The organism is Peribacillus sp. B2I2, assembly GCF_041261685.1.
In the GTDB taxonomy this organism is placed as follows: domain Bacteria; phylum Bacillota; class Bacilli; order Bacillales; family DSM-1321; genus Peribacillus.
The window spans coordinates 337,417-350,920 of sequence record NZ_JBGCCB010000001.1 but is presented as its reverse complement, the minus strand read 5'-3'; the positions used below and the strand labels follow the sequence as shown (position 1 = coordinate 350,920).

The window sequence follows — 13,504 nt, the reverse complement described above, 5'->3', positions numbered from 1 at the left end:
AAGTTGATGAATTTGCGCATCAGGTCACAGCCCGCTTCACAGGCACTTGAGTTGTCGCGACAATTTCATGTATCACCATTCCTGCATCGAATCCATCATAATTCGCTTCAGGTTTCAAAATGAGCCGGTGGGAGAATACGAATGGAACTAAATATTGAATATCGTCCGGTAGAACATAGTCCCTTCCCTGAATCAGTGCGTAAGCTTGAGCTGCTTTCATCAAGGCTATCGATCCACGCGGGCTTACCCCCAAATAGACCCCTTCATGAGTACGGGTTCGTATCGCCAACTCAACGATATAACGTTTTATTATGTCATCCACTATCACCGCTTTTACCTCTGCCTGTAATGCTATCAATTCATCTATGGTGATGACGGATTCCAGCTCCTCAAGCGGTGCCATATGTTGAGCCCTATGAAGTACCTCCATCTCGTCTTCCACACTTGGATAGCCCATTTTCATTTTTAATAGGAATCTATCCAATTGAGCCTCTGGAAGCGGATATGTTCCCTCGTACTCGATCGGATTTTGTGTTGCCATTACGAAAAAGGGCTTCTCCAATCCTCTTGTGACACCATCTATCGTCACACTTGCCTCTTCCATGGCTTCAAGCAAGGCAGACTGCGTTTTTGGCGAGGTCCGGTTAATTTCATCGGCTAAAATTATATGTCCCATTATCGGTCCCGGTCTAAAAATGAATTCTTGTTCCTTAGGATTAAAGATCGAAACACCAGTTACATCAGAAGGCAGTAAATCAGGCGTGAATTGTATACGTTTAAAGCTTGCACCTATTGATTTTGCCAGTGCCCTTACCATGACTGTCTTTCCCACACCCGGAACATCCTCCAATAAGACATGCCCGCCGGAAAGAAGTGCCACGATGCTTAGTTCTGCTATATCCCGTTTTCCGATAATCACCTTTTCGATATTCCCTAGAATCATTTCCAGCTTTTGATTGATCTGCTTATATACCATTCTCTACCTCCTGAGATCACCCTATCAATATTTCATATATTTTCCATATTAAAACTAGACTTTTTTACATTAAGCTCCAATTAAACCTTACATTGTAAGTTTACTAGATATTCAGTAAACCATAAACGAATTTCTCTAAAAATATTAATGCTGCTTAATGTTATCATAACTTGTTCAAATAACACGAAGAAGGATGCACCAATATATTGGCGCATCCTTTCCATTTCCTGCTCGCTCATCAGGGCAATAGAGCTACGATCATCTGGAATACATTCTTAAGGAATTAAAAATGAACCAACTTCCTTTCTTTCTTAATTATGCTAAAATGGATGCAATCCACTCAAAGATATAAGAGGTACTGATCATGTATAAAAGATTCTTCATTTTGATTTTCGCAGTTGCCCTTCTTTTAGGGCTTCTTAAAACGATTATGGATATGTAGCAAAAAAGCCCAATTCCTGACATATGCCAGAAATCGGGCTTTTTTCATTTTCGTTTAACCTCACCATTCAGCTTCCCCATTTTCGGAATAAGGATAAAAAACAAACAACCGACCAAAAGTGCCAAAACAATTCCGAGCAATATCGTCAGGTCAAAATTAAGGGTAGGCTCCGTTTCTTCTTCACTTCTCGTTCGAATGCTGACTTCCGAGAATAATCCAAGCTGTTCTGCTTTTGAAGCGATGGTATTATTTTGATTCTCCGTTACCGGAGACAGAAACAGTGAGTCCTTCACCGAGTCAATGACATCATATTTACCTCTTTCAAAAGTAAGGTCTTTTAGTTCTTCAGGCAGTTCTTGCTTCTGTTCCAACAATCCTTCCTCATGGAAATACTCCGTCTGAATATCAATATCCTTTTCTTGATACTCATTGGGCTCCACCATGGGTTCCTCTTCTGCCCCGGCATGCGCTGTATAGCTAAAGAACAGGATGAACAAGACTGGCATTACGAATTTACTCCACTTCATGGGCCATTTCTCTTCTTTCTGTCAGACGCTTCACTATATATGGAATGACCGTTCCGATAAGCGTCAGTACAATCAAGATGATGATAGCCGGAATGAATGCAGACTGATTACCGAATTGAATGGACATGTATACGTCTGCAACAGGGTGTTCAACATTGAAATTCGGCATGATTAAATCCAATAATGGAATGGTAAAGAAACTGATCAAACCAATCACAAGGATAGCACCGACAAACGGACCAATTGAGAAGGCAAGTCGTGTAAACGCTGAACAGAAGAATAAAAGCAGGACAGTGAAAACAGTCCATTTAATCTCCTGCATATCTCCCAGTGGATAAATCTTCAAACCATATATGCTGATTATTAAACCTACGATCAGATTCAATAAGGTAAACAAGGCCGCATGGACCATCATTGGAATGGTTTCATAATGATGCATGAAGAAACCGATCAATAACCCAGAAATGAGTATGATCACCAACATGACGATTGGCGGGATATTAACCTTTTCCTGATGAAGGACTTCACCGCTTATTTGAACGGGATTCGCTAAATATTCATACACATACCCGTTCTGCTGATCATCGACCAGAGTGTTATTCAAGACACTATATACGTCTGTCTTGATTTTTACGGTTGAGTCTACATTTTGGGACCAATTATCATTAAGCTGATCGGCCCTTTCCTGTACGGACCCCACTTTCGCTTGCAGGTCTGCTGTATCCTTCGTAACCGTGTCTTGTCGTTCCGCTACAGAGTTGACAAGGTCTGAAATGAAGCCGACAGTTGTTGCCGTATTGTCTTGAAGTGATACAAACATTTCGCCATCAAGGTTTACTGGCGGTTCCGTCTCTAATTCAGGAGCTTCCATATGATCTGACAAATTGGCAGACACTCCTTGAGCCCTTTCGGTAATTGCCGCTAATTCAGCTAAAGTTGCTTTCTGCCCTGATTCGACGTTTGCATCATATTCCTGCATATAACCCATAATGGAGTCGGAGAACATTCCAAAGTCTTCATTAACTCCCGCTAAACTCGCCTTGACGAGCTTTGCTTCTTCATCTACGTTTCCGGAAACCCCATTTTTCAAGTTTTCCAATTCTTTTATATTGGCTGCAAATACCTTATCTACATTTGCTTCCGTGACTCTTTCAGCCAATTCACCATAAGATGAGAGCGAACCGTAATAGGCAAGGAGGGTAGTTGAATCCCGGTTAGTGATAGGATTATCAAAGGCCTTCACCAACATTGCCCGCCTTTCTCCCCCCACTTTTTCAAGGAGTGACTGTTCGAGATTCTTGATCTCTGCGATGGCCTCGTCGATTGTCATACTCTGGATGTCCTGTAATTTTTGAATATCTTCCTGTGACTTTTTCCATTGGTCACCTAAATCCTTATAATTCGTGCCGAGTTCATTATAATCAGTCTGTAATTGCGTAAACTGAGCGAGCAGATCACTATATGAATCTACCAGTGTATTAAACTCCGTAATCACTTGATTATAATTTCCCGTTCTGCCGTTCACTGTGCCGCTAAGATTATTGATTTCTGCTTGGAGTTCTGCCGTAAGAATGTTGATTTGTTCGGCAGTACCTTCACTTCCCTCTGCCGGCACCAAACTTTCAAGTGCCGTGTTGATGCCATTTATTTGATCCAGCAGTACCTGGAGTGATAGTTCATCAATCGGATCCTTCTTTGAAGGAGCAGCATCCGATTCACCTTTACCCGTTTCCGTTTCAATATCTTCTATAGAGGTCGTTCCTTCATCGATAATTTCCCCATCACCAGAGCTGCTTGTAAGATTTCCCCTTTGCATTAGTAAAGTAGACTGAAGGTTATCAAGCCCCCCCTCTTCAGATTGTTTCAATTGTTCAATCGAGCTTTGTTGATCTTGGGTGATTTTCGTGATTTGTTCTACTTGTTTGTCTTTCATGCTTGTTGAAAACTGTTCCAATTCATTATTACTAGAATCAAGTTTCTGCTGCATGATTCCAACATTCTCACTAATGCCTTGGTCATTAAGACTGAATTCCGTATTCATCCCTTGCTGAATCTCTGGTAGAGATTGGTTCCCTTCATTCAACACCTTGTCATATGATTGAATACTCTCCTTGACAAGCTGCTGATTTTGGGTCGATGCCTTCTCAAAAAGGTTACTTTGAGCTTGTTGATACTCCTCAAAAGAAACAACATCCTTCACAAAGGAAGCCATTTGGGCCTTAGTGTCCCCGATTTCACCCATTGTTTCAGTACTCGTTTTCCCTGCATCCTTCGTCTGGGCAAAGACTCCTTCAAGCATGTCCTTATGCTGCTTGATTTCGCCAGCAAGGCTTTCCGAGCTTGGAGTATAAAACTCATACATCGTGTTTTGAAAAGCGATTTCTTTAGCTAGGACATTATCGAACTTCTTACGAATGTCCTCGACTGATTGGGAAACATAGCTCCAATACTGTGTGGAAATATGCTTATTCATTTTGCTCTTTGTCTTCTCTAATTCCTTTTGTACCTTTTCCATATTCTCTGCATTCAAACTAGGTTGTACCTTGTATTTTAACCCCGCCTTGACAGGCTGTTCATCATCGAACGTATAAATATTCTCTGAAAAATCGGATGGAAAATATATAACTGCATCATACTTTTCATTTGCAAGTCCACTTTCCGCCGTACTTCTATTAACCACAAACCACTCATATTCAGAATCCTTGTCCAATGTGGTAACAAGCTCTGAGCCCATGTAAATGGGTTTTTTGTTAAATTCAGTGCCATTATCTTCATTTACAATGGCGATTTCACGAGAAGCCGTTTCTGTCTTTTTCATTGGATTTTGGCCAATATAGGAAAAAAACAGGATTGGCAGCGCTAAGATCACCAGTATTTTACCGATTAATAGCATCGGTTTTATTTTTTCAGACACTCTCTTGCACTCTCCTTCTTTCTTCACTTAGTGGAATTTGGATTTTACTCTCCTGGCCATTCAGCACGAAGTATCCGTACCCCGGCTGTATTTCTTCTTCTTTTCTGGAATACGAGAGGGTGTACAAGCTTTGGTCCGATTTTTTAAGAAGCAAAACAGCCTGTCTGACTTGTTTCAGTTCGGTTGTCAACGAATCATACCCCTTGGTGAAGTCGTTGGCATTTCCAGCGACAATCACACTAAACCCGAGATGGCTGTACTGTTTCATCAAACCACTGATCCTATCCTGAATCCTGCCGTCGATCGTTTGTTGGATTCTTGAAATGCTATCTATGACAAACATAATCGTTGGGAATTCCAGTTGCTTCATCGGTTTCATTTCCAATGCCTCTAGATAACGTCGTTCACGTTCTTCAAATATTCCAGTGATATGATCAAGCCATTCGGTTATCTGATCTTTTGTTTCCACATAGCGTACCTTCTCCTCTAACGCATATGAAGATAGGCCACGATCAACTCCGTCAAATAAACCAATTTCCCCAATCGTCTGTGTAAGCAACGATTCCAAGAGCACTTTAAGGACATTCGTTTTCCCTTTACGTGACTGTCCTACGACAAGCAGGAATGGATTGGAATTCAACTCCACGAAAACAGGTGTAACGCTTTCCTCAGAAAGCCCGATTGGAATGGAATCCTTCTTAATGGCTTGTGAGCAGTAACTCTTGAAGCTGCTGGAATCAAGTCGCGTCGGTAACATCGGAATCGCCGGCGGTTTGGCTATTTCCTTATATTTAACCTTATGTTCTGCCACCGCTTGTTTCATTTCTTCCAAAACGGCTATATCATCCGCTCCATCGGCTGGTAAATAAACCTGCGTGAGATAGGTTTGGTCCTTTTTCACCAACGCCCTACCCGGAACAGGTTCATTTTCATAAGGGGTCCTCCCCAAAACTGAATATTGCTCCGAACTGTCCATTAAGTAATGGACGACCTTCGTCTTAAGACTATTCATTAACGGCTGGCGAATCGCATTGATTCTCGTTGCGGTTAAAATCATGAATATTCCAAGTGATTGTCCATCCCGTGCAAACTGAACGAATTGCGCTTCCTGGTCTTGCATCTCATCCTTCACTAAGTCAAAATTGTCGACCACGATATAAATAATCGGCAATTTATCTTCCACTAATGCATTATAAAGCTTTATATTACTAAGCTCCTTTTCTGAAAAAAGCTGCTTACGCCTTTCCATCTCCGACTTCATGAATAACATGAATTTTTCAATTTTCCTTAACTCATCGAACCTAAAGTATTCCCCAGTATGAGGCAGCTGGCGTATTGGCAGTAAAGCGCTATTCCCGAAATCGAAAATATAATAATGCAGTTCTTCAGGACTGAATTGATCTGCAAAACTAAAGAGAAGTGTCAAAACGGTGGTTGACTTGCCGTATCCGGAAGAACCAAAAACCCCAACATTCCCATCTTCAATCCAGTTATAGACATAATTTGTCTGGCTCTGCAATTCGGGCTCATCCTTCATTCCTAGGTGGAATTGATTGCTCGCCAAGCTTCTTTCAGCGTTTCTCGATAAACGATCTGAAAGAGGCGGTAGCCATGGGCTTGCCAACTTCTTAATCTCCATTTCTTCCTGTGTCGCCACAATTCGATCCGCCACGGCTTCAATTTCACTAATCTTTTCTTTCCTCTTATTAGTGATCTGTTCCGATACATTTGAGATTTGAACAAGACCAAGGTCTGTGACAAGTGCCACTTCATCCTCAGATCCAACCGTATCCTCTAAATAGGGTGCACCGCTCCATGCAGACTGGAACAATTCATAAACCTCGTTATTTCCCACCTGCAAATATCCCCGTCCGGTGACAGTAATATTTGCCGCATCGCTATTTTTAAGAATTTCCTTACTATCATTGGCATCCTGCACTTTTAAGGAAATTTTAAAACGGGCATTACTCCAAATCTGGTTATCGATAACACCACCAGGCTTTTGTGTAGCAAGAATTAAATGAACACCCAAGCTCCGTCCAATTCTTGCCGTACTCACTAATTCCCTGATGAAATCGGGTTCTTCGTTTTTTAGTTCCGCAAACTCATCTGATATCAAAAATAAATGCGGTAACGGTTCATCCGCTTTGCCTTCTTTGTATAAATCCGTGTAATCGTTGATATGGTTGACTTCATATCGATCAAACATGCGCTGACGTTTCTTCAATTCACTATTAATGGAGGCCAGTGCCCTGGCACTGAAGTTCTTGCTTCCTTCGATATTCGTAATGACTCCCAGCAGATGCGGAATCTGTCTGAATGGCTGCGCCATTCCCCCACCTTTATAATCAATGAGCAAAAAGGCAACTTCGTGCGGATGATAATGAACGGCTAATGATAGGATGTAAGTTTGCAGTAATTCACTTTTCCCCGATCCTGTCGTCCCAGCAACCAATCCATGGGGGCCATGCGCCTTTTCATGCAAGTTCAATTCAACCCTATCCGTTTTCCCTTTCAATCCAATCGGTACTGCCAGGGATTTGGAAGACTGATTGGTCTGCCAGTTTTGGCTGATAGGTAGATCTTCCACTTCACGAGCTTTCAATAACTCCAGAAATGAAACCGTTTCTGGTATTGAATTGTTCATCCCCTTTTGATGATCCAGTGAACGCAGCGTACGTGCATAACGCTCATTACCTTCTTTTGTATGTGTATCAAGTGTAAAAGGGGTATGAACAGCCTTCGTTTGTTGGATGAGAATCTCACCATCGCGATCATTTATATACTTAACAAGCGTATGGACATTTTCCGTCAAACTCTCTTTTGCATCCGCAGCAAAAATCGTCGAGATACCTAAATCTTCTGTTTTACCCTCTAAATATTCCAATATGACATGCTCTGCAATTAAATTGCGATCCGTGACAATAAAGACAAAATGGGGAGTGAATCTTACTTTCCCTTTGTTCTCATCCAAATCTCTTTCCCTCAATAGCTGATAAATCGAAGTAAGTAGCTGGTCGCGTGATTGCTCATTGTATATAAGGCCTTTTGCATAGGCATGCGGCAATTGAAAATGAGGGAGCCATTTCATCCATTCCCATTCTTGGTAATCCTTTTCCGGAAAAATGGCCACAAATCGTACATCATGATAACTATGAAAAAAGGCCAGTTGCCCAATCAATTGTTGCAACTCACGTTTAACAATCGATTCCTTTCCAACCAGACCCATCGATCCGCTTGATAAATCAATGGATAACGGAAGATCATCCAGGTTTTTGTATACCTCCACAAGTTCCTGCGACTGCTCAAGTAAATCATCTATATCACGATTGGACATATCGTTACTATTAACCGACACCTCATAACTTGAGGGTATGGCCGCCGTTCCTATCTTAAAGTGGAGAGCGTCTTCACTATCCAATGTTCGCTCCCAAATACGGTCGCTGATACTATCGGTCAGATGCTTCATCCTTTCAAAAGAAGGGTAATGATACAACAGCACATTCTTTTGCCTTTCAGACAGCTCTTGCAGTTCTTCCCTCTTCTGCTCTAGATACCTGGTATACACACGTTGACGTTTTTCTTCTCTGAATTTTTGCTTCTTTTTGTCTTTAAAGTATTGTACCGTCGAGGTAACTAAAGTCGTTGTGAACATCACGATCGATATGATGATGAAAATGCCCCGAGGTTGAATGATCGTGATGACCCCCATGACAATAAGCATCATTAACGGTGGCATAAGGATTAGCCATAACCCTCTATTATTATCTTCCGATTCTTGGCTCGGAAATGATATCGTCACTTTCTCATCCGGCAATTCATAGATCATCCTTGGTGTACGGCGATATTGTGGATAGCTTTTCTTCATTTCAGAGATTGGCTTCTTCATTTTAGATAAAGATGTTTCATAACTCTCGGCACTATGAATCATCAATAAGTCGCCTTCAATCAACCTCAGCACCATATTTGGCCAGCAAATCAGATCGCCATTTTGAACGGGAACAGCCTTCGTTACCTTTTCACCATTCAGGAAAATCCCGCTATTTTCCTTTGGCACGAGAAGCCATTGCCCTTTATGAAGCACAAAGGAAAAGCCATTGCCGGAAACGGGTCCTTCTTTACGGAAAGTCGCTCCCAGCTTGGCTGATATAGTGATTTCTTTCAAATTGCCAATATAATAGAGGCTTTCTTCCAATTCCCCTGCCGTATAAAAAATCTCGATCGTTTCTTCTCCTTCATGAAAGGTGAAGCTTTGAAACGGCTTTACATCGCCAAGCTTCTTTTCCTCTCTAAACACCTCAAACTCATCAAGCCCATTTTGCTTTCTCAGCTTGATAGGTCCATGTTCAAAGGGAACGGAATAGACGGTGATCGTATCCTGCTTTGATGGGCCAATCGTGATCGTACCTTTATGATCATCCTTGATCGTGAAGGACTGATAGGTCCCCTTAGAATAAATCCATAATAAACTCATTAAATCTCACCTCCGCAAAAGGCCAAATGCTCACTCTTTGCTTTTCTCTTTTTCTTCAGATGATTTTTTCGAGGAATCCTTACTTTCTTCTTTTTCTCCAGAAGCAGGCTCCTTTTCCTCTACTTCTTTTACAGCAGGTTTTGCTTCCGCTTCACCTTGATCATTGGACTCTGTTGCAGGCTGGTTTTGATCTTGCTGTTCCTCCATTTGCTTTTGCAATTCCTTTATTTCCTTTTCATATTGGGACAACTCTGTATCGATTTCTTTAATTTGCGTTTCCTTTTCTTCCCCTGAAAGGTTATCGTCTAGCTTAATCTGTTCTTTCTGATTTAACAGACCATATGTAATCAATTCGCGATCCTCCATGATTCTCGCCAAATCGATCGCGTCCTCGTTCATGCCCCTGCCTATATAAATCCAATATAGAAGATACTGACTATCCGTTTGCAAAGTGATTGCATTTTCTACATTCTTCTTCCTGACATCATCTAACGGCTCATAAGTGACATAGGCCATAGCCAGTTCATATTGAACGACATACGGCATATTTTTTGGATCGTAGTTTTCCAAACGGTCAATGACTTCACTGTATTTTTGTTTTAAGAAGCTTTCACCGCTATCTACATATGCCTCCTGCCTAGGTTGGGAGAAGAATAGTGTGTAAATCGTAAACAACAGCAGTGGCACTAGAACGATCATCGTACCCCAAAGTGTATAACGGCCCGTTTTCCATTTCTTTTCAGGGATATGTACAAATGCTTTTTCTTCCTTCTCTAAAGCTTCTATCCGATTTTGAATGACCTTGGAAAGTTCATCCCAAGTCCCCGATGCCAGTATACTTTGTGATTCGTTCGATAGTTTTAGTGTTTTATGGTAAAGCAAATACTCTTCGAATGTATACTGCCCATCCACAAGTGCAGAAATCGTTGCCTTCGTTTCTTTAAATAGCTCATCTTGATTATGTTCATAAGGAGGCAAACTGTCTTTTACACCATAATGCAGGAAATATGGGGCCAAGCTTGAGTCAAAAACGATATTTTCTGGACAGACGACTAGTTGCAGCCGAGTCAATTCATGATTTCTGATTTTCTTCACGATTTGATAGGACGATACCCATCGACCTATCAGATTTTTATCTTTAGCTTTGGAAAAAACAAAAAAAGAGGCTGGTGGATTTACTCTGATCTGCACCTCGTCCTCTGTCACTTCTATATGTTTCTGGAGAGCATCATCGGCTTCATGAATAAGCTGTAATTCCAATGGATCTTGCATCGACAGTTTTGCCCGTTGGAAAACGAACGAATACCCATTATCACCCTTCACAATTGCAGCTTCTGTTTTTTTCTCCAGATATGAAGATTTTTTCTCATCCATTCTATGTACTCCTTTACCCCTGCTAAAAGGGCTTTAGACTTTATTCCTATAACGAGCCCACACTTAATCCATTAGAGGATCTCAAGGCGGTCCCCCGTCGTAATTCCGCTATCAAGCAGGGTATCATAACCTGAACATACAAACTCCTTATTCTGGACCCGCACCCAATAGCCATCTTTAGGTGCACTGGCAATATCCTTTACCTGCCATACAATTTCCACAACCTTCTTGATGGAGCGGTAATTCGACACTTGCAAGTCAAATACTTCCCCTGTGTACCTGTTTAAATCGATCGTAAGTTGAATATATATGGAAACCACCTCTTTAAAAGCAAAAAAGCACCACGATCTTCATTAAGAGTCGCGGCGCTTTTTCCTAGAAAATTCTTTATCTCTTTGACTATTGATTATCCGCGAATTTGACTAGCAATCTGATTATCTGTGTCTTCAAGGATTTGAGCTGATTTATTCAATTGTTGAGAAACTTCATTCAACAAACGAGCCATATCCATGAATGAAGGCTTCAATTCTTCGTACTGCCCGACGAAAGCCTCACTGGAAGAACCTTCCCAAATACCAGTTAAATGATCTCTCATTCTATCTAAACGACCAATCATATCCGTTACCTGTTGGCTTTCATTATCATATTGCCTAGCTACATCTTTCAGTTCTGAAGGTGTTACGCGAATTTGTGACATAGAAAAACTCCTCCTTATATCTTATATAGTACATTTTAATGGAACCATACATTTTCTGCCATATAAATAAGTGCAAAGTCGAAAAATGGTAAATTATGATTATGTAAAAAAACCTATATATGGCATTATGAAAGTCTATGTACCTGTTTTCCCAAGTAATTAAACCTTTTTTTGAATTAACTTTAAATATTTTACTTTTTATGGCAAAAAAAGTTCCTTATACCCATTTTTCCTGATCCATTACTCAAATAACTGATTTTCATCGGTGACTTTAGACTCTTTTCCATTAAACATTAATCAAACGTTTGATTAATGTTCGAAATATCCAGCGTTTCCATACAGTTTGTCTTTATAATTGAAATATTTCCAAACCATTCAAAAAGGGACATCCGAATGGACGGAGGTCCTTTTTACAAAGCAAATACAATATTTTTTTGGCCTGACCCGGCTTTTTTCCGCCTAACTCCTACTTACTTCAGCTATGCTTCCGCAGCAGGAGTACGTCATATTGCCAGAATCGAATTCAAAGGAAACAGGCTGTCTCTTCCCAAAAGTTTTAACAGTGACAGCCTTCATACCCAATACATGGATTTCAACTCCGTTGTTTAGTTAATGGAAATCCTGATCAAGCCCTCATATAACCCGTTCCAAAAAGTGTTTCACAAACCGATCCGCTTCCACTTTCGTACAGACACGGATTCCAGGTTCGTTATCCTGTTGACCGATTGTCCTGCCTGTTTCTTCTCCCCCAGTCACTACCTTGACGTTCATCCATTCCGTACTCACAAAACTTGAATCAATCGCAACCCCGACAGCAAGGGGATCATGAAGTGCACAACCGCCCAAACCTGGATGGGAGTTTTCATATGCTTTCATATAATAATCGGTCATTTCTGCTAAAAATTTGGCGCTTTCCTTACCAGTGGCACGCCAATCATCAAGCTTCGATTTCAGTAGGTATGTTTGCAGTGTCACATCAAGTCCCACTAGGGTGATTGGCAGCCCTGAAGCAAATACCTGATCAGCTGCCTCAGGATCTGATATTATGTTCGCTTCAGCATAGGGCGTTACATTTCCTGGTACGTTTACGGCACCGCCCATAATAACGACCTCTTTTACCAAGGACATGATCGTTGGGGCTTTTTTAATCGCCAATGCGATGTTAGTCAGTGGACCAACTGCAATAATCGTAATTTCATGCGGTCGGCTCTTCACTTGATCGATAATGAAATCTACTGCATTTCCTTGTGAAGCTTTGATACTCGGTTCAAACTGAAGGGTATTTCCTAACCCGTCTTCCCCATGAACATGCTTGGGATATTTCTTCTTCCTTCCGCGCACCAAAGTTTGGTCAGCACCTTCAAAAACCGGAATGCGCCTATTTAATTTCTCCAAAACGGCAAGTGTATTGCGGGTCGATTCAACAACGGGCACGTTACCAAAGCAAGTCGTGAATCCGAGCACTTCCAATTCTGGGGAATTTAAAGCATACGCCATCGCCATGGCATCATCAATTCCAGTATCAACATCGAATATGATTGGTTTCAATATTTCCACACCTTCCAAAATCACTTTTCGAGAGCTCTTTCAATGCCTCTCTTTTCTTTTTCTTATGTATCATGAAACACTGTTTTCCAACTGAATTTTAACATTCAATTATAGGCACTTCCACAGAAAGTTAGGAATACTCATAATTTGCAAACAAATGACAATGCCCGCTGGTTCTTGTATCTACCAGTAAAAATAGTTGACCACTCATAAATATCAATGATATAAAAAGTGAAAAGAAGAAGTTGTATCTTAGTAGCGCCCTAATTCCTTTTCAACTTGTTCAATGCTATTACGTCTACTCCAAAGGTAGTTATGAATGCATGCGTTACGAATTTATGATATCCAAGGTGGAAAAAGGATGAAAATGTTTAAGTTGATTGTAGATGATCCTTCTGCGTATAAAAAGGGAACAAAATTCTTTTTAATATCACATTCAGAATTCATAGGTGTGAAAAGTTATGTATTACTAGCTGAAGATTTGAAAGGAAAGATCGAAGTAACGGAAGAGGAATTGAGGAGTAAGTTCGTTTCCATACATTGATCTTCAGT

Annotated in this window: 9 protein-coding genes; 1 reads left to right on the top strand and 8 read right to left on the bottom strand. The window is 40.9% G+C overall.

What is annotated here, in order from left to right; translation table 11 throughout:
• Positions 1–19: 19 nt before the first annotated feature.
• From ABIE66_RS01815 to ABIE66_RS01780, 8 genes are all read right to left on the bottom strand, one after another.
• On the bottom strand, positions 20–976 hold the full coding sequence (locus ABIE66_RS01815; RefSeq protein ID WP_370013680.1) for an AAA family ATPase: 957 nt from the start codon (positions 974–976) through the stop codon (positions 20–22).
• A gap of 486 nt (positions 977–1,462) precedes the next feature.
• Complete coding sequence (gene essA / locus ABIE66_RS01810) at positions 1,463–1,945, bottom strand: type VII secretion protein EssA (RefSeq protein ID WP_289318816.1); 483 nt, start codon at positions 1,943–1,945, stop codon at positions 1,463–1,465.
• On the bottom strand, positions 1,932–4,859 hold the full coding sequence (gene esaA / locus ABIE66_RS01805; protein WP_370013679.1) for a type VII secretion protein EsaA: 2,928 nt from the start codon (positions 4,857–4,859) through the stop codon (positions 1,932–1,934). Before esaA ends, essA begins: the two co-directional genes overlap by 14 nt.
• Entirely contained in the window at positions 4,852–9,333 is a 4,482-nt protein-coding gene (essC, locus tag ABIE66_RS01800) for a type VII secretion protein EssC (protein ID WP_370013678.1), read from the bottom strand. The genes esaA and essC overlap by 8 nt, the downstream gene beginning before the upstream one ends.
• A gap of 30 nt (positions 9,334–9,363) precedes the next feature.
• Positions 9,364–10,707 (bottom strand): type VII secretion protein EssB, encoded by a 1,344-nt coding sequence (gene essB, locus ABIE66_RS01795; RefSeq protein WP_370013677.1) that lies wholly within the window; start codon positions 10,705–10,707, stop codon positions 9,364–9,366.
• Positions 10,708–10,778: 71 nt separating this feature from the next.
• Positions 10,779–11,018 carry an ESX secretion system protein YukD gene (gene yukD / locus ABIE66_RS01790; protein ID WP_289318832.1) on the bottom strand — a complete coding sequence of 80 codons (240 nt, stop codon included), beginning with the start codon at positions 11,016–11,018 and terminating at the stop codon, positions 10,779–10,781.
• Positions 11,019–11,113: 95 nt separating this feature from the next.
• The gene (locus ABIE66_RS01785; protein ID WP_034306171.1) at positions 11,114–11,404 is read right to left on the bottom strand and encodes a WXG100 family type VII secretion target; all 291 of its coding nucleotides are present in this window, start codon (positions 11,402–11,404) and stop codon (positions 11,114–11,116) included.
• 633 nt (positions 11,405–12,037) lie between these two features.
• Positions 12,038–12,952, bottom strand: a complete 915-nt coding sequence (locus tag ABIE66_RS01780) for a nucleoside hydrolase (protein WP_370016964.1) — start codon at positions 12,950–12,952, stop codon at positions 12,038–12,040.
• A 361-nt stretch (positions 12,953–13,313) separates the two neighbouring features.
• Between ABIE66_RS01780 and ABIE66_RS01775 the strand changes: the two genes are divergently transcribed.
• Entirely contained in the window at positions 13,314–13,496 is a 183-nt protein-coding gene (locus tag ABIE66_RS01775; RefSeq protein ID WP_289318811.1) for a hypothetical protein, read from the top strand.
• Positions 13,497–13,504: the final 8 nt, after the last annotated feature.

Coding starts and splice junctions, on each gene's coding strand:
- ABIE66_RS01815 (WP_370013680.1), bottom strand. CDS start 976: ATGGTATATAAGCAGATCAATCAAAAGCTGGAAATGATTCTAGGGAAT.
- essA (WP_289318816.1), bottom strand. CDS start 1,945: ATGAAGTGGAGTAAATTCGTAATGCCAGTCTTGTTCATCCTGTTCTTT.
- essC (WP_370013678.1), bottom strand. CDS start 9,333: ATGAGTTTATTATGGATTTATTCTAAGGGGACCTATCAGTCCTTCACG.
- essB (WP_370013677.1), bottom strand. CDS start 10,707: ATGGATGAGAAAAAATCTTCATATCTGGAGAAAAAAACAGAAGCTGCA.
- ABIE66_RS01785 (WP_034306171.1), bottom strand. CDS start 11,404: ATGTCACAAATTCGCGTAACACCTTCAGAACTGAAAGATGTAGCTAGG.
- ABIE66_RS01775 (WP_289318811.1), top strand. CDS start 13,314: ATGAAAATGTTTAAGTTGATTGTAGATGATCCTTCTGCGTATAAAAAG.